Raw genomic sequence first — 18,331 nt, forward strand, 5'->3', positions numbered from 1 at the left:
CGCGAGAACCGTCCCCTACAACCCGTAGTTATTAAAACTTTCACAATAATTGAAATAAGTCGGTTTGGATGCTAGACTTGAGCTTATGCATCCTTTTCGCTCCCACCCTCCTTTGAAGTCATTTAAGCCCCGCGGTTTTTGGGCCCTTCGGGGCTGGGCTGTCATGCGGCCAGTGGCCCTGCTGATTGCCCAAGTCTTCTTCTTTTCCAGCGTGGATTGCGCATGGACCTCTGACCTCGGTGCCAGGCACCGGTGTCAGGCACCGGTGTCAGGCACCGGTGTCAGGCACCAAAACTTGGCAGTGCGGGCCAGGTATGAAGGCGAGGTTGCCGCGGCAATGGACGCATGGCTGGTTGCTCCGGGAGTCAAGGAGCGTGTGCTTATGCTGCCCACCGAGAGCCGTGCGCAACTGCTCGGCCTGGTTGGGGCTGAGCAGGAAGCATTTCTTCACAACAGAATGGTGGAGTTGGCCCTGGAGGACGGGCAGGCTGAGCTGGTGGCAGGGATGGCACAAAAGGCGCTTGAGCGCCTGGATTCTTCCGGGCCCAGAGGCTGGCCTCATCCGGCATTGGCGGAGAGTTCTGCAGCGCTCCGGGCGCTTTTGGAGCAAGACCCCTCTGCATACGAGCGTTTGCTGGCTCTGGAGGAGGAACGCTACGAGCGCACCTATCCGTACTCTGATTCAGTACTGGAAGACCTTCCTAATTTCCGCCGTCATCTCAATCACAAGCTCGCACTGTTGATGGTGGTGGAAGAGGTGGAGACAGTTCGATGGTTATTGGATAAAGGGCTCCTTCAAGAACACGAGATTAACTCTTTTCTGAGTGTGCGACGCTTATTGCTTTCTCTGGTGATGACTCCCCAACCGGAACCCGAAAATGACAGTGAGTATTGGCAGGTCCCGAATATTCAGGATCACCTGGGGCGGATGGGAAGCATGCTGTTGGTTTTGCTGTACGAAAACCGGGATCGCTTTGAGATTTCTTCCGACGAGATCTTGGAAGTCTACTTCACAGCCCTTACCCACGACTGGGGGGATTATTACACGGAGTCCAGCGATCTAATTGTGGTTAAGGAGGTTGCCCGGCAACTGGGCATTGACAGTTCGGCCGAGAAGTACCTTCGAGGCGGATTTCCGCAATTGTTGGAGGACCTCAACTTGGCGGTTGATGAGCGCGGGAATGAAGTCGATCCCGCATGGATGACCCGCTACAATGCGGTTCAGCCCCGGTTCGATTTGTTGGTGACTCGCAGTAGCGCCAAGAATCCGCTGGATCATCATTCCAAAGGCCGCTACGAAGAGTTCCTGTTGAGGGAGGATGTGCGGGCGCTTTTGGAGCCGTTGAGTTTCCGGGGTCGTGCCGTGACCCGGATGCTGGACGACTTCCGGTATCTGACGCACCACCACGCTTCCCAGGAGCTGGAGTTCGATCTGTCCCCAGAGTCTCATCGAGGCCCGCGCCTCGCAGAGGCACAGAAGCCCGCAGCGCAGGACATTCCCCGTCGCGTCCAATATTGGGAAGGTATCTCCCTGACCGGGGATCAGAAGGGCGTGTTGGCATTGCTTCAGGCCGCGGATATGTATCAGAAGCGTCTCAATGCCGCCAACAACATGTGGTTCTATCTGAACAGTGTTCGAGCCTTCCGTCCCGCGGACGTAAAGGACTATGTGATGGCCTTTCCATTTGCAAGGCCCATCGCCTCCAGCATAAGAAAGGTCGCGGATAGCGGCGATCCGCTCTTCTCCGGCGCGGCGGTGCGGAGTATGGGCTATGTAACGGAGTTGCCGGACACAGGAACGGGAGCTGCGGAAGAAGACCGGCCCGGCGCCAACACGGCATCGCGGGCAGGTGAAGTAGGCCACAGCACAATGAACCGGGTGGCCTTTATGAGCGACAAGTACCAGGCGTGGCGGGCGGGTGAGGGCGTGGAGGAGGGGGCCTTGCTGCGTGAGGCGCTTCCCTTGCCGGAGGATCTGCAAGGGTCTTGGGGCGGGTTTATGGCCGATCTGCAACAGCGCTTTGATGCGGTGGACGAGAGCGGGGCGCCTCTGATCCTGGACGGGATCGAGCTCCCGGCCTCCCAATCCCCGGCCGGCGGAATGCTGCGCGCCCCGCCCCTGCAGATTCCGCTCTCCGCTCTTCTCAACGGACAAGCCCGCATTGCCTCCGGCCTTCCCACCGGCGAAATGATCCACATCAAAGACACGTCCATCGTGCTTTTGGACACCGAAGAAGACTTCCTGGCGGCCGAGCTGCACGAGGATCTGGAGAGTGTGTCCGTGCAATTCGCGCATGCGGGCCGCGGGTTGCATGGCGAGCCGGGGCGGGAGCAGCGGCTGGTGGTGTATTTGTCCAAGGCCATGGTTGAGAAGGCGCTCCACCGTGCGGAGGGCTATGCGCCGGAACACTTGATGGCCCTGATCGCCGAGGAGATGGCCGAGGAAGTGCGGCGCAGGCAGGCGGAGATGCTTTCGGCACAATTGGGGCTCGGAGGGGCGGCCGCGGTGGCCCTGGAGCAACGCATTGTGGACGCAACGGACGCGCAGTTAACCAAAGCGGGCGGGGCGTTGGAAGGTGTTTTTACAGATCGCGATACGTATGCCCAGCTTGGAGATCGCAGAGAGCACCTCGTACAGTCCCTTGAGGGATTGGATACGGGCGTGCTTGCAAGATTGCGGCAGACGGCTCCGGACAAGCTGGCGGAGTTCTTCCGCTATCGCGAGGCCCTGTTGGGGCCGAATCCTCCGCTCGACTGGCGCAATCTTCCGGCTAATGGGGCGCTCGATCTGTATGAATCCCATATTGCCGACGTGCTCGCATTGGAAATGGTGATTCAGGGATACAACCTGCACAAGGGACGGGTCGTATTTTCGATCGCCGACTGGTTGGGTGCGGGCGCAGAGATCGCGGCGCGCGGTTCTTTTGATTTTGAAATCCGAGTAAAGCTGCCCGAACTGAATGGGGCGCCCTCGGAAATGAAGAGGCTTCTGCAAACGGAAATCAAGCATTTGGTCTTCTACCTCAAGCGGCACGCGGCCGGATATGCGTCCTCCAGCGAATTGGCCGCGGCAGAGAACGGCTACTCAGACGGAGACGCCTTTGACTCTCTTGTTTTGGAAGAGATCCCGGATCATCTGGATGACATCCTTATGGGCCGGTCCACCTTTGCCTGGAAGGCGAGGCAAAGCAGAGAACGGGTAGGAGGGACCAGAAGAGCGAGTGTGGATAGATCCGCGAATGCGCATCCCTACGCAAAGCTTATAGTGGGCCGGATTTTGCCGGAGATGTTGCAGCGCTGGGGCGTGGATATTCAAGCCGAACCGGAGATTGGAGAAATCCTGGTGGAATTCGCCACCTGGTTTGTGGCCGAGGAGGAGCTGCGGCCGTATGGGGATTTGAGCGATCAGAGAACGTTGTCTCACAAGTTCATTTCGCGAATCCAGGCAATGGAGTCGGCGGACGCGCTTTACGCGGCCGTGGATCGTCATTTGCAGCGGGCTGAAGCGCGGGCGCTTTTTCCGGATGCGGCACGCATGTTGAATCGGCGCAGGAGGGAGTTGATGCAGTGGAGAGATGCGCAAAGCGCGTATGAGGACGATTATTTGGAGCGCGCCAACGTGGGCTCCAGACAGCGCGGCTCGGTTTGGAGGCCTTGGGACTTCACGCGGGAAGAAAGCCAACTCATTGCCGAGGCGTGTCTGCGTGGGGCCACGGGAGAAGGGGCCCCGGAGCTGGACTGGCAGCGCAGTGGGCGGCTGTATTGGGAAGCGCCGATCGGGATCGATCCGTTTGTTCAGAAGCGCCTGTTTTCCGGCTCACAGGTCCAGCGCGCCTTTGCCGTTAAGGATTCTCAAGGTCTGCTGGCCGCGGTGGCCGCCACGCCGGAGGGATTCAAATACCTGCTGTTGACGGGCGGCGAGGGTGCGGTGGACCGGATGGACCGGTATATAAACCAGAAAGGCGGAGCCTCTCAGTGGAATCAGGTGGAAGAGGTCAGGCAGGGCTTCCTAAACGACGAGTTCGGAATAGAACGCACGAGCATCCCGGTTCTCCCTGGGGTATGGCCTCCGGGAGTGTCCGATCCGCTCGCTTTGATCGCGCAACAGCGGATCAGGCCGGGCTCCACGGTCTTGGATCTGGGATGCGGGACCGGAGTGATCGGCAGTGTGTTGCCGGAGTGTTATGTGATCATGTCCGATATCGATCCGATGGGGGCCAGTAATGGAGAGATTTCCGCGAAATTGTGCGGAGCAGTGAGCGGGGTGGAGTCCATCCGCATGGACGGGCTGCGCGGATTTAACAGAAAGGTGGATTGGATTGTTCTTGCCGCCCCGAGGCCGGTCCATGCGGCCGGTGCGGCGGAAGCGGCCACGGCAACACAGGATCCCGGAGGCCGCCTGTTGAACGAAGCGCTGCGGGAATTACCGCGGGTTCTGAACGCCCCGGGAGGCCTGCTGCTGATGGTGAGCAATGAGGTGGCTGTTCAAAGGAGGGTCCGGGAGATGCACGGGGAGGCTTTTTGGGTGGAGGTGGTGGACAGGGACCTCTACCAGCAGGTGGTTGCGGTCCAATGGAATATGGATTTTTATCGCGAGCAGGCTGCGGTGCCCGGGGCCACGGAGGATTCTGCAGCGGGTCCTGCAGTCGTCACCGGCGACCTGGACCTTCTGATAGAGATTCTTTCAGAGACTCTGCCGGGATCAAACTTCCAACAATTTAACGGAGTGCCTTACTCGGTGACGCGGCTGCAAACCGGAGAGTGGCGGTTGACGATTCATAAGGGCGCCGAAGGATTTGAGGAATTGATGCCGCGGGGCAAAGACGGAGTCATCTATGATGACCCGGAAAGGATCGCCGAAAGCGTCAAAGCGAAGGCATTGGGTTTGCTGGGCGTTTACGAGGCCTCCCTGCCGGAAGCGCATGAATTTGGCGGGCCGTTGCTGGTGGTCGGCCCCGGGCCGACTCTGGGAGAGGTGGATGCGCTTGTGTCCCATTTTCAGGCTCTGGATAGCGGGAGTGTGGATGTGATGGAAGTGTCGAACCGGAACGTACTGTCTTTGCTGAGAAGACTCCAGGAAATTGAAGCGGAAGGCGGGGAGAATGAAGCTTTGCTGCACAGAGTGGGAACAATCCACCACGCCCGCTTCGGGCAAAATGCGGGCCTGCTGGAAGAGGCGCGCTATGGGTTTGTCTATGCGTTCGGCTCCGTGGACAGGGATCTGGCCGTCACCGTGGCCGGAGGGCCGGCCAATCAGCAAGAGGCGGTGGCTGTGCTGGAGGCGCAGTGGCGCGAGCTGTGGCGCATTCTCCAAGCCGGGGGATTGGGGCTGGGGCACTTTGAGTCCGAGGGGCCGGGCATGCGCTCCTTTTACACAGGGCGCGAGGCGTGGCGCCGCTTCCAAACCTTGGGGAATCCACGCTTTGACAGGGCTCTGGACTGGGTTCACAAGCCTGAAGAACTGGCCGTTGCCGCAGCAGCCCTGGAATCCTCCATCTAGAAACTTTCACCCTTGCCGTCCCACCCTGTTTCGCTATACTAATTCATTCTGTCCTCATTCAGGGACAGGTCTCGCCATCTCATTGCCGGCCAGTGGGTTACGCGAGACCCGTCCCCTCCGCAGGAATTGGGGAATGGGGACGGACCTTACATAACTCACTGTGCTGTAAAGAGTAATTGAGACCAGTCCCTAAAAAGGAGAATTTAATGACTGAACTCACACCTCTCAAGGAAGGCGACAAGGCGCCGGCCTTCAATGTGCCTTCCACTCTCGGCAAGAAGATCGCGCTCAAGGATTTCAAGGGCTCTCAGCGAGTGGTTCTCTATTTCTATCCCAAAGACGACACCCCGGGTTGCACGGTGGAAGCCTGCGGGTTCCGGGATAAGTTTGACGAAATTGAAGAACTCAACGCGATGATTTTGGGCGTGAGCCCGGACAGCATCGAGAAGCACGACAAGTTCATCGACAAGCACGAGCTGCCCTTCGTTCTCTTGTCCGATGAAGACCACAGTCTTTGCGAGGCCTATGGCGTGTGGGTCGAGAAGAACAATTACGGCAAAAAGTACATGGGTGTGCAGCGCGCGACCTTCATCATTGATACGGACGGCAAGATCGGGAAGATCTATCCCAGAGTCAAGGCCGAGGGGCACAATGATGAGGTGATTGAGTGGTTGAAGAAGAACTGAGAATTGTCAGCCACGGAATTCCCGAATTCCGTAAATCCGCTACAATAGGGGGACTATGAGCTTGGCTGGCGCTATCACAAAACTTCGTGAGTATGCTTCGGATTCCGCGGCGATCCTACGGGGGGAATCCTGTGGCGTCTTGAATGTCTCCTTTAATGAGCAGTCCTGCAATCTAAACTGCCGGGTCTGTGGTTTTAGCGCCAAAGAAGTGCGGAGCACCTACGGCACGGCCTCTGCCATGGATTCGGAAACTTTCGAGCACCTGGTTGCCGCAGTGCCGAATCGTTCGGATTTCTGGTTTGATATTTCTGCGATTGCGGAAACTCTACAGTTCGATCATCTGGAAGAGTTCATTGCCCGCCTCAAAAGCCGTAAACCTCAGGTCAACACAATCATCTCCACGAACGGGACCCTTTTGACGCCGGAACGGTGCCAGGCCCTTGTGAGCTCTGGGCTGGATTTTGTCCAGTTCTCTCTTTTTGCCCCAGACCCTGAGGGCTACGCCTTTATCACCCAAACCAAGGTCCCTTTTGAAAAAGTGGTCAATAATCTGCTCATGCTCTCAGAGGCGCGCGGTGAGTCCAAAAAGCCGGGCCTTGAAGTCTTCATTTATGACACCTTAGATTTTAGAGACCGAGCCGTGCCTTTTATTCAAAAGTACCGGGATAAGGTGGATGAGATCTATTTCCGCAAGCTTTATGATACGGCGGGTATGACCCAACACGGTCTTAATCCGGAGCAAACGCCGGAACGCTATCCCTGCGGAATGCTTTGGTATAGCGGTGCTGTCAGGAGCACGGGCGATTTCCTCATGTGTTATCCGATTCAATGGAAGGACCGGAAGCACAAAATAGCCAATGTGCGCACTCACAGCCTGAAAGAATACTGGAGGAGCTTAGAGCCGTATCGCATCATGCATCTTGAGGGAAGGTGGAGCGAAATCCCGGCGTGCAAAGAATGTGATGCCTGGAGCATGACGCCCTCCGTCTTCTCAAAGCGCAAAGACGGGAGCTTCCATATTCCTTGGCAGCGCAGGGCGGCGGCGAAAATAGTAAACGGGATCAAGGCCTTGTTTAGAACAAAGCCTTTTGTGCGCATGCATCGGTCGTGATTCAATCCAAGACTTCTCCTATCCCTGAATGGGTTTTGGCCGTACTGAGGGCGCCGGGTCCGGGTGCTTCCTCGCTTCGATTGGAGGAGGAATCCTTGGTCTGTGCGTCCTCGGGCAGGAAGTATCCTCTTCATCCCATCCCCAATTTCATGAAGGAGCCGGAAACGGCAAGTGCAGGTATCTTGCCGCTAAATGCAGAGGCCCTGTCTAGAAAGTGGAAAGCCGTCAGGGCCAAGCCTTGGATCGGGGATGCTGCAGTAGAGGCTTTGCCTGCGGGGCGGATAGTGCTTTCTGTGGGAGAGGGCTATGGAGAATTTGCGTTGCGGATTGCTCAGCGGCGTCCTGATCTTTGCGTGATAGGGACGGAAATTGCAGTGGATCGCATTTCACATGCGATTGCCTTGCGTGACCGACTGGGTCTGAAGAACGCGTGGTTTTGTTTGGCCAGCGCAGGAAGCTTGCCCTTTGCAGCCGGAAGTTTCGAATTCGGTTATGCACGCGGACTTTTGCAGATCCTTCCGGATCCTCTCTCGGCAGTGGCCGAACTCAAACGTGTGATCGGCAAACGGCTCTTGGTGGACCAACTGGGCAATCATCCTTATGACTTGATCTGGTTTTGGTTGCTCCAGCGTTATGAGAATCTGCGTGCGCACCTGCAGGGCCGCCTTCCCAATACCCGGATTTGGGGAGACATTGCACAGACCCGAGAGTTGGGCGGAATATGGCGCTCCGTAACATATTACAAACAGTGGTTTAGAGGATGCAGAGAGGTCAAGCTTTTGACCAACTACCTTTTTGTTTGGGAGACTGGTACGCACCATCCTTTCTGGGGACGCTTCGGCTATTCCGGTGCTTTGGATGTTCACTTTTAGGCGCAGGGGATCATGGCTTCAAAAACTAAGCAGCTCAGACTTGCTTTCTTGGTATCGGGCAACGGCGGATTGATGCGTTTTGTGATTGAGGCTTGCCGCGCGCGCCGGATTCCCGCCGAAGTGAGCCTGGTTCTGTCCGATCGGGAGTGCGGCGCAGTGGCGCAGGCGCGCGAGTGCGGGATTGAAACTCATGTAGTGGAAGCCGGTGCAGGCGAGGGATCCCGGGAAGTCTCTGTCAAAATGGACGCTATCCTCCGCCCGCATGAGATTGATTTGGTGTGTTTGTCCTACAACCGCCTGGTCTTTCCGCCCTTGTTGGCTCGTTTTCAGGGCCGCATGATCAACACCCACCCCAGCCTCTTACCCAGCTTCAAGGGATTTACCGCGCTCGAGGACACTATCCACAGCGGAGCGCGGGTTGCCGGCTGCACCATCCATCTCTGCACAGAGGATCCGGACGGAGGCCCCATTATCATCCAGTCGGCAATCACGACAAAACCGGGTATGAGTCCCGGGGATCTTGGGGCAATGCTCTTTGAGTATCAACGCGTGAATTTGTGCCAGGTGATTCAGTGGTTTGCGGAGGACCGGATTCGGGAAGTGAATCAAAAGGTGAGTGTGCTCGGGGCCCGGTATGGCGCATTGCCCACCAATCCCGCCTGTGAGATTGATCTCCCGGCACCCTAAATCCGTTACAATGATAAGACCATGAGCCTAAGCGATCAGACCTTTATTTGTTTCAGCTCCATTGACTGGGACTTTGTGTGGCAGGGCCACCAGGAGATCATGTCCGATCTGGCGGCCAAGGGAAACCGCGTTCTCTTTGTGGAGAATACTGGGGTTCGAAGTCCTAAACTGAAGGATTTCAGCCGGTTAAGGAGCCGTATCCGCAACTGGGCCCGGGGCTTCGGCGGGATCCGCCAGGAGCAGGACCGGCTCTGGATCTACTCGCCCCTGGTTTTGCCTTTTCCTTATTCGCGCCTGGCCCGTTGGATTAATCGCAAGCTCATCCTCCGCAACTTGGAGCGCTTTTCCCGCGCCGAGAATTTTCACAATTCCATCCTCTGGACTTTTCTGCCCACAGACTTGGTCCGGGATATTTCGGACCGCCTGGATCATAAATTACTTGTTTACTATTGCATTGATAAATTTACCGAAAGTTCCAAGGAGGCCTTTGAACGCGTGGCTGAGCCTGAAAAACGCATGTTGCAGCGCGCTGATCTTGTGTTTGTGACTTCCACGGCTTTGGGCAAGTATTGTGAACAGTATGCCAAGGAGGTGCACAAGTTTCCCTTTGGTGTGCATCTGGAGCGTTTTGTGGCGCAATCCAAGCAACAGGAAAAGGCCCCGTCCGAAGCCCGGGAACTTTCCACCACGACGAAGGTGGCTGGCTATGTGGGCGGTTTGCACCAATGGATGGACTTGGATCTTCTGTCCGAGGTCATTGAGGCCCAGCCGGATGTGCGCTTTGTATTTGTGGGGCCGGTCCAAACAGATGTCTCAATGTTGAAGAAATATCCTAATGTGCGTCTTCTGGGCATGAAACCGCATGAAGAACTTCCGCACTATATTTCGACTTTTGATGTCGGGCTCATTCCGTACCGCCGCACTTCCTATACGGAAAATGTGTATCCTACTAAGCTCAATGAGTACCTGGCCCTGGGTGTGCCGGTGGTGGGGACGAATATTCCGGAACTGGTGGATTTCGAAAGGCAAGCGCCGGATCTGATCCGCGTGGCCTCGGACGCGAAGCAGTTTGGACAGTATGTGAACGCCGCGATTCAGGACGGCGATGCAAAACTGCGGGAGAGGCGCGTTTCTGCGGCCATGCAAAACACATGGCCCGTGAGGATCGAGAAGATGACGGAGCTTATTGAGAAGAAGATGCAGGAGAAACAGGAGTACGATCCACTCCGGTGGAAGGCGCGTATGCGGCGGATTTACCTCCGCTCGCGTTTGAAAGTTGCCTTAATTGCGGGAGCGTTCCTGCTGGCATTCGGCATATTTCAGAGTCCCGCCGCGATTCGTTGGGCCGGGGCGCCTTTGGTTATTGCCGGCACGCCTCAGGTAAGTGATGTGATTGTGATTATCGGGGGCGGTGTGGGGGAAGGCGGACGCCCCGGTGCCAATACCTATGAGCGCGCAAGGTTTGGCGCGGAGCTCTACGCTCAGGGGTTTGCGCCGGCTGTGTTGCTCTCTTCGGGTTATCAATACGTGGTCAAGGAGACGGATGAAATGGCCGCGATTCTGGAGCAGAACGGGGTTCCCGCACAAGCCGTCCGGATTAATCGCCAAGCCATGAACCTGGAAGACAATATTCGGCGGCTTGCTCCGGTTCTGGAGCAGTCCGGGGTGGAATCAGTCATATTGGTGAATTCGGGCTATGCAATGGCGCGCACCCGGTATTTTGTGCAGCATTACTGGTCCGGGGTTCAGGTGAGCTATGTGCCGAAGACCACGTCACTCTTTTTTGATCCGGAGGTCGGCAGTCGCGGCGAACAGTGGAAGGCCTTGTGGCACGAGTATGCGGGGTTGATCTATTACAGGCTTCGCGGATTTGAGGCGAGGAATTCCGAAACAGTCGGCGTCCAGACTTCCCGCGTCTTGATCCACTCCAGCAGCCGCTCCAGGAGTTGATTGGCCCCGGCATTCTCGGGGTGCAATAGGATTGTCAGTAATCTTTGATTGGCGTAGGCTTCCTCTAAAGACTGTTCCCATTCAAACCATAGAGAATCAACAGCGTCGGGGCTGTGCCCCCCGGCTTCCAGATAACCATCCCAGAGATCCGCCGGAATCCTCAAAAGGGCGCTGGCGGGATCGGGCTTCAGAAGGCTCAGATCCGCCAGGGCCCCGGCCTCCTTCAGGGCCTTATCCGTCAGCCCGGGTTTGAATTTCATGCAATGGCTTCGATTGCAGGCGAGTTTCGGCACGCGCTGCTTCAGGCTTTCCCACTCCGCCTTGATTGCCGCCGGGTTCTCATGCGCGCCGGTCGAAAGGTGCAAACCGATCTCGAATCCGGATGCTTGAAGCTCCTCCCAAAAAGCGGATAAACGTTGCCCGGACCGGAATCGTGTCTTCTCTCCGTACCAGCCGTCGCGAAGCCTGCGATGGGTTCGCAGTGGAGAAAAGAAAAAGTATGTCGCGTGGACTTGATATTCCTTTTCCAGGACAAAGGCTTGGTAAATGCGCTCAGCCAGAGGAGGCGCATCCCAGAATCTGCGCAGAAGTGCCCAGGGGATGCGGGCCGGCGCCTTGAGTCCTTGTTCTTTCCAGGATTCGGGAAATGTCCGGAGCAAGTGCCGGAGGTGATCGCTGTCCCACCGGTGCAGCGCATCGACGTCATGCGTGATCAGCACAGTGCATTTGGAATCAGTACCAGACTTCAATGGCTCCGGCATAACCCATCCATCCTAATAGAGGCTTGTGTCTTGCTGTTTCCCAGATAAAGAGGCAGTTCGCATGAACTTGTTTTTGGCGCGCATCCTGAAACCATTGGAGGTACCGGTGCAAGGGCCAGTACGTGCCTTTTGCCTGTTGGTTGTGCAGCACATCCTGCCAAATATCCCGGTTGGGACTGCGCCTTTGCAAGAAGGCGCGCACGTACTCCCATTGCTGCAGCAGCCAGAACCAGACTGCAAAGAAGGGCCTGTTGGTGATTTGATCCACAAACAGGCGTTGCGTTCCGATGCGCCGGATTTCATCCAGTCCGGCCTGAGGATTTTGAAGAATGTGAAGCACGCCCCGGGCAATGACCACAGTGAAACTCTCAGACCGGAAGGGAAGCCGCGTGATATCCGCATTGCAGAAGACGAGGTTTGTCAGAGCCTTGTCTTGGGCCAAACGGTTGCCGTGCCTAACGCGCTCCAGATCCAAATCTGTTCCCACAAAACTCAGGTAAGGATGGGTCTGCGCAAGCCGCACCAAGAGTTCTCCGTAACCTTCGCCCACACTGAGAATTCGCGTGCCTGCGGGGAGCGAGCTCACAAAGCAGTCCCCCACCCAAGCGTTTTGGTGAAAGTGGATAGTTGCGGAAGCGTCTTCGGTCTCTTTTCCCATCATACGTTTCCAGGTGCCTTGAGGCAGAATTCCCAGGCCCCGCAAGAGCAGAAGATAAAAACAAAATCCCAACAGTTTGAATCCCAACCCGCTCCCGTAGCTTAGCAGCAGGGCGAGCCCGATTACAGCGAGGGATGAGGGAAGAAGGATGCGGAGTCCGTGTTGTAGCGGGTGGATCTTTTTGCTCACCCAGAGCATGCCTATGAAGATCAACACGCAAGCCAGGAGATAGGCCATCGCGGCTCCTGCCGCGCCCCAGCGGGAGATAGCCCCCACTGCAAGCAGTATGGCAGCGCCGTAGGAGATCGCGTAAATCCAAATCCGGTGGTAGGTCTGTTCTTTAACTGCCATGCCGCCGGAGACAATCCAATCTCCGAGAAAAAAGACCCAGGCGGCAATCAACAGCAAGGCTGCAGGCGTATGGGCGGCTGCGTAAGGAGTCCCCCCCGCCAAAGCGATGAGGTCGCGGAGAAAAATGAGCATGCCCCCCAAAACCAGAAGGACGATTCCGTTGAGCTCTCTGACCGGACCTGCAACGGAATCAGAGGCTTTGGGCTGCCGGGCAAAGAGCCAGGGAAGCCAGGCTTTGCCTGCTCCGGTGATGGTTAAAGTGAGCAGGGATTGGGCCCGCTCTGCAAAGCCGTACCATCCCATGGCTGTGGCCGAAGCAAAGCGCGCCAAAAAGAGCCGGATGAAAAGGCCGAAGCCATATTGAATGAGTGTGGTGGCGGTGAACGGGCCTCCGAAGCGGATATATCTGAGTGGTGATCCCACTAAAACCCCCAAGCGGATGAACGGCGCCAGCCTTGGAAAGGCAATGAGTGAAGAGATGACTGAGGCCAGGAGCAATGCCGCTAAATAGCCTTCGAGCCCCCATTTGAGAAGCAGCACAAAAATCAGGACGCCCAAAAGTGTCAGAGCGGCTTGCGCAATGAGAAGAACGGCATGGGCCTTCGGTTGCTTTACGGTGACGGTAACCTGCACAAAGGCTTCCATGACTGCTGTGGGAATAACTGCCAGGGCAACCAGCCAGATCGCCCCTGCACTGATGCGGAGTCCGGAAATGCTCTGGGCCAGGGGGGCAAGTGCCAGAAGAAGAAGCGTGGAAACCAGCCCCGCAAGGATCTGGACGCTAATGCCCCCGCCCAGGATGCGCTTTCGCAGATTTTCGTCCTCGGTGTCAAAATAGAATTTGCAGGTGCTTTGAAAAATGTTGAAGTTCACAAGGGCCGTGAGGAACCATTGGGCGGTCCGGAGCAAATCCGCCAATCCGAAGTGAGCCACGCTGATGTTCCGCACCACCATCACAATCGCGACAAGATTGATGAATTGTGCGAGACCGCCTGCAACGGAATAGCTGAGCATTAAATTGGATAAAGACTTGGTCTGGGTCTTCATGATTTTTCCAAAAGCCGGTTGTAGTGGTTCATGTATCTGTTGAAGAGCTTCGGGCCCTGAAGATACTTCATTACCCATTCCCTGGACCGGGCGCCCAAGATCTTAAGCGTCTGAGGATCCTCTGTGTGTTCTATGAGCGCGGCCAGGATCTCCTTTTCAGTGCTTACCTGGATAACGGGCGGAGCCTCCTCAAATAATTCCGGGATATGCTTTAGATTCATGAACACGGGGCGCTCGCAGGCCCATGTCTCCGAAGCGATTGTCCCGTAGTCCTCCATCACAAATTGGTCGAAGACCGCATGACAAAGATTGTAATACTTGACGAGTTCATGACGGGACATCCGGGGTAACCACTGCACATGGTCCCCGATACCCAGCTCGCGAACCAGAGCGCGGCTGTGCTCCAGATCCGGGCCGTGGGCAATCGCAAGCAGCCGAGCCTTCTTTTGAGTCTTTTTCAGGAACTGCGCCCATGCCCGAAAAAGCCGGTGGTTACCCTTTCTTTCCCAAGGGCCGGTTTGATCTGTCCAGGCCTGGCGCGTGGGGTGAAAAAATATCCAATCCGCATTGTATTCTGCGCGGGCCCGGGCAACGGCCTCCGGATCCAGAGGGTGAAATCGCCCCACATCCAGAAAGAGGGGGATAAAGGCGGTCCTTTTCAGCTGGAGTTGTTCGGCCGCGCGTTTTCCGAAATTGCTGTTGAGCAGCACGAGGTCCATGTCCCTCAATCCCTGTCTTTGGCGGAAGGCCAAATACCGGCGGACCGGGTTGTCCTTCATGAACGGGAAGACATTGAGATCCCCGCCATAAGTATGAAAAACAGAGGGGCGGCCGGTCTTCCGGGCCCAAATGGGGCCATAGTAAAAAGTGTGAACCAGATCGCAGTCACCCAGGGTTTTCACAAAACTGCGGTCTCCCAAGCCGAATCGCTTCAGTCTTAGGGATGGGACTTTCCGAATCCAATCCGGGTAAGCGCCTTCGAGTTCAGGATCCTCTTGCTCCGGGCGCCAGAGGCAATCGGCTTCCAAAATCAGACGCGCATCCAGACCTCCGGCCCGCAGGCCTTTGGCAAGAGAGTATGCGTTGTTGCAGACATTCCCGTAAATGTTGATCTTGGGTGTGGGAGGAAGTGCGGCCAAGGGGATCAGCTCCGTACGGTAAGGGTCCATTCATAAAGTGGGTAGTCGTGGAGCAGATTCACTTCTTTCCCAAAATTCTTTTTGCAGTAGTCGAAGAAGAACATCGGGTCCGCATAGTAAAGATGATCCTTGCGATAGTCCACATAGATGCTTAACGCGTTAAACGCGAAGCCTTTGACTGAGAATTCTGCAAGATTCTTGAGCGTCTTGAGTATGTATGCGGTCCAGGCCTTTTCGCTCTGCTCCAATCGCACATTGAAGATACCGCAGGCAAAGGAATAGTCCGCTTCTTGGGTGAGATGGTCACTCAACTGGAACTCTACCTTGGGGTTGCAGATTTGGTGGTTTGCGGCATCCAACATCGGATAGCTGATTTCATAACCATAATATTTTTTTAGTTTGATGGAGGTGCTCTTTTCGATGTGTCTGTAAAGTGCTCCATAGCCACAACCCAGATCGTTAACGCTGACTTTACCGGAAGAGGGTTGCACGACCGTGAGCAGTTTATCAAAGCGCAGGACATGGGACTTGGGATCCTTCCAGCCCACGCCTGCGGATCGGGTTCCGTGCTCTTGCAGACTTTCTGTGTAGAGATCGGCGATGGGAGTCAGTTTTGAATCAGGAGAAGACTTTTTTGGGCTCATGAGGAGCAGCTCCTTGGTAGAGTTCGGAATAGGGCAAGACATAAAATCCGGGATAAGCTTTTTGCAGTGTACCGGGACTTTGTTTGCGGAGTTTCGCATTATTCACTTGGACATAATAAGTATAGGGATAGTCCGAAGCAGCCCATTTTGTCTTGAAGCGATAAAGAGGCTCCTGACTCTCCCAAGTCCCTCCCCAGTTCCAGTATTGATAGCCCGATGCGGCAGCCGCTGTCATGGCCTTAGCCAGAATTGCGGAAAGAGGCTGTAAGTTGCGGTGCTCGGTCAAGCTCACAGGGGTGTAGTACTCCACTGTGGTGCCGGAGTAAAAAAGAAGAAGAGCAGCGATCGGTTTTCCCTGGAGACGTGCTACATAAATATTGTAGTCCTTCTCTGCTTCAAAATGTTTGGGGAAGATGTCGAAGAACTTGCGAGGTTTGGCCAAGCCTCCGATCTCCTGCATGTGGGAGAAATGCGCAGAGGCCAGGAAACCGGTCGCTGTATTGTCCACGATCACCTCAATATCCGCTGCTTGCGCCTTGCGCACATTCCGGCGCGCAGAGGATGCGATACGCGCGAGCAGGAAATCTTCTGAATGATCCTCCGGCGAGAGAACCGTGATTTGTCCGGTGCGGGTGTCTGTGCAGTTATGCCGGAGGCCTTTGTGGGGATCGGGGCACAGAGGTGAAGAAATCAGTGTGGATGAGGCAACTTGAGGCGCGGAAACCACCTCATTGTACGCGGCAATCAGGGATTGGGCCGCTTCTGCGGATTGGGCCAAGAGGCCGCCGTTGCTGCCGTAAAAGGGGAGGGAGTTCCAAACCTCGCCCAGGGGGCCGGGCGTTTTCATCAAAGGGAGCACTCCGAGGATTTCGTTATCCTCCAAAGCCAGCAGATAGTGCGAAGCGCAACCCAGCAGCTCTTCGAGAAAATCCCTGAACTTGAGCGAGTGGTATAGAAGCGCACCGGGATAGGCGCGGGCAAAGGCCTCATACTGAGGCTGTTTGGATGTGTTGAGAACTTCGATTTTCATTAGAGTTTCTTTTTGAGCCGGGGCCCAGATTCTGTTGGCACCATTCTTCCACACACAGCAAAGACCAAATCAGGAGGCGGCGGTTGACCTTTTCCTCCAAGTGCTCCCGGATCAGACAGTGGACTGCTTTGCGGTCCATAAAGTCATAGATCAGGGCATTCTTCGTGAGCAGTTGCCGGCGTACAAATTCCAGGCTTTCGCCGCGGAACCAGCTGGCATCGGGTCCGCTGAATCCCTGCTTGGGTGCCTGGGATATCTCTGCAGGGAGATGGCGCTCCATGACGCGTCGCAGCAAGAGTTTTCCGTTGTGAGTCCGGGAGTAATACTTGGCGGACTTGGGTCCGGGTTCGTTTTCGTCGATCCGGAAAGAATCCCGCAGTTTACCGAGCTTGAGCCGGACCGGGAGGGCTATGGCAAAGTCCACAAGGTCGTTGTCCAGGAAAGGCACACGCGTTTCCAGCCCGTGCGCCATGCTCAGTTTGTCCTCGATGTTGAGAAGCGCATGCAAAAAAGTCTTGGCCTCCAAGTAAAAGGACTGATTGATGTAATCCTCGGGCGATCTGAGTTGGTTGGGATGTTGTTTGAGCACATCTCTGAAGATGTCGCGCGTCCACACCCCCTTGACTTGGGGCCAAACAGGGCTAAAGACTTTTTTGATGACCTGGTTGGGAATGAGCCGCTGCCAGTAGAGGTAGTAGTGGTCCACGAATTCTTCGAAATTCGAACTGGAGGCAGCGCTGTAGTAGCGCCAAGGATAGCCTCCGAAAAGTTCGTCTCCTCCGGTTCCCGCAAGCACCACTTTCACAAAGCGGGCCGCCAACTTGGCCACGCAGTAGTTGGGGTAAGATTGGCCGACCCGGGGTTCGCCCAAGTGACGCATGATCTTCGGCAAAACTCTTTCCATATCGCCGGCCTTGAGGATCATCTCATAGTGCTCTGTCTGAAAGCGGTAAGACATCCGCTCCGCCTTGTCCCGTTCGTCAAAACCGAGTTCGAGCCCGGAGGCCGAATGCAGGTCAAAGCCGGCGGTGAAGGTCTTGATATTGGGGAGTTCCTTTGCCGCGACGGCGGTGATAGACCCGCTATCCATGCCTCCGCTCAGATAAGCGCCGACCTCGACGTCACTCACCAGTTGGCGTTTCACTGCCTGGCGAAAAAGCCGGTCAAGCTCTTCGGAGTACTCGGCCTCGCTCCGGACTTGAGCGGGTTCGACAAAACGGTAGTCCCAGTAGCGATGAACGGAGAGTTCCTGCGAGTTCTCCGCCAGCCGGGCATAAGACCCTGCGGGCAAGAGATGCACTCCTTTATAGAGAGTGCGATCCGTAAAAAAATTCTGAAAGGTGAAGTATTCCAAAAGTCCTTCCATATCCGGGGACATTTCGAATGCGGGGTTTGCCAGGATGGCCTGGACCTCAGAGCCAATGAGGAGAGTCTTTCCGCAAAAGGCATAGTACAACGGTTTAATTCCGTAACGGTCCCTGCAGATCAGCAGTTCGCGTTGGCGCGAATCCCAAAAGGCGAGTGCAAACATGCCGTTAAAACGTGATAGCGCGTCAATTCCCCATTCCATCAGCGCGTAAAGAGCGACTTCCGTATCTCCGCTTGAGCGGAAGCGGTAGCCCAAGGATTCGAGTTCGGTGCGGAGCTCTCGAAAGTTGTAGATTTCTCCATTATAAGAAAGGGTGTAGCGGCTGTCCGGGCTTTGCATGGGCTGATGCGAGTTTGGCGTGGGGTCGAGAACCGCAAGGCGGCGGTGGCCAAGACCGAGGTTGTTGTCAATGTGCTGCCCCTGGCCGTCCGGGCCGCGATGCGCCAGGGCCTCCGTCATTTGTTGCAGTGCATTCCGGGAGACGGGTTTGCCTGAGCGGTTGAAGATGCCGGCAATCCCGCACACG

Annotated in this window: 12 protein-coding genes; 6 read left to right on the forward strand and 6 right to left on the reverse strand. The window is 56.0% G+C overall.

Annotated elements, in window-relative coordinates:
- The first annotated feature begins 85 nt into the window (after positions 1-85).
- The 6 genes from JW937_03610 to JW937_03635 all read left to right on the forward strand — a co-directional run bounded on the left by JW937_03610 (position 86) and on the right by JW937_03635 (position 10,806).
- Positions 86-5,500, forward strand: a complete 5,415-nt coding sequence (locus tag JW937_03610) for a methyltransferase (protein ID MBN1586500.1) — start codon at positions 86-88, stop codon at positions 5,498-5,500.
- A 206-nt stretch (positions 5,501-5,706) separates the two neighbouring features.
- Positions 5,707-6,186, forward strand: coding sequence for a thioredoxin-dependent thiol peroxidase (gene bcp / locus JW937_03615; GenBank protein ID MBN1586501.1), 480 nt, complete (start codon positions 5,707-5,709; stop codon positions 6,184-6,186).
- A gap of 55 nt (positions 6,187-6,241) precedes the next feature.
- Positions 6,242-7,297 carry a radical SAM protein gene (locus tag JW937_03620; GenBank protein MBN1586502.1) on the forward strand — a complete coding sequence of 352 codons (1,056 nt, stop codon included), beginning with the start codon at positions 6,242-6,244 and terminating at the stop codon, positions 7,295-7,297.
- Positions 7,294-8,169 (forward strand): methyltransferase domain-containing protein, encoded by an 876-nt coding sequence (locus JW937_03625; GenBank protein ID MBN1586503.1) that lies wholly within the window; start codon positions 7,294-7,296, stop codon positions 8,167-8,169. The genes JW937_03620 and JW937_03625 overlap by 4 nt, the downstream gene beginning before the upstream one ends.
- Positions 8,170-8,181: 12 nt before the next feature.
- Entirely contained in the window at positions 8,182-8,856 is a 675-nt protein-coding gene (locus JW937_03630; protein MBN1586504.1) for a hypothetical protein, read from the forward strand.
- Between the two features lie 21 nt (positions 8,857-8,877).
- Positions 8,878-10,806 (forward strand): YdcF family protein, encoded by a 1,929-nt coding sequence (locus JW937_03635; GenBank protein MBN1586505.1) that lies wholly within the window; start codon positions 8,878-8,880, stop codon positions 10,804-10,806.
- Here JW937_03635 and JW937_03640 read toward each other — a convergent pair.
- The 6 genes from JW937_03640 to asnB are packed head-to-tail and all read right to left on the reverse strand — an operon-like array spanning position 10,710 to position 18,330.
- Positions 10,710-11,567 carry a hypothetical protein gene (locus tag JW937_03640; GenBank protein MBN1586506.1) on the reverse strand — a complete coding sequence of 286 codons (858 nt, stop codon included), beginning with the start codon at positions 11,565-11,567 and terminating at the stop codon, positions 10,710-10,712. The two genes, JW937_03635 and JW937_03640, sit on opposite strands and share 97 nt — an antisense overlap.
- The gene (locus JW937_03645) at positions 11,539-13,623 is read right to left on the reverse strand and encodes a methyltransferase domain-containing protein (GenBank protein MBN1586507.1); all 2,085 of its coding nucleotides are present in this window, start codon (positions 13,621-13,623) and stop codon (positions 11,539-11,541) included. The genes JW937_03640 and JW937_03645 overlap by 29 nt, the downstream gene beginning before the upstream one ends.
- Complete coding sequence (locus tag JW937_03650; GenBank protein ID MBN1586508.1) at positions 13,620-14,792, reverse strand: glycosyltransferase family 4 protein; 1,173 nt, start codon at positions 14,790-14,792, stop codon at positions 13,620-13,622. The genes JW937_03645 and JW937_03650 overlap by 4 nt, the downstream gene beginning before the upstream one ends.
- Entirely contained in the window at positions 14,768-15,406 is a 639-nt protein-coding gene (locus JW937_03655; protein ID MBN1586509.1) for a class I SAM-dependent methyltransferase, read from the reverse strand. The genes JW937_03650 and JW937_03655 overlap by 25 nt, the downstream gene beginning before the upstream one ends.
- Entirely contained in the window at positions 15,381-16,436 is a 1,056-nt protein-coding gene (locus JW937_03660; protein ID MBN1586510.1) for a GNAT family N-acetyltransferase, read from the reverse strand. The genes JW937_03655 and JW937_03660 overlap by 26 nt, the downstream gene beginning before the upstream one ends.
- Positions 16,393-18,330: an asparagine synthase (glutamine-hydrolyzing) gene (gene asnB / locus JW937_03665; GenBank protein MBN1586511.1), complete on the reverse strand. Its 1,938-nt coding sequence runs from the start codon at positions 18,328-18,330 to the stop codon at positions 16,393-16,395. The genes JW937_03660 and asnB overlap by 44 nt, the downstream gene beginning before the upstream one ends.
- Between the last annotated feature and the right edge of the window lies 1 nt (position 18,331).

It is taken from the genome of Candidatus Omnitrophota bacterium (assembly GCA_016929445.1).
Lineage (GTDB): Bacteria > Omnitrophota > Gorgyraeia > JAFGIU01 > JAFGIU01 > JAFGIU01.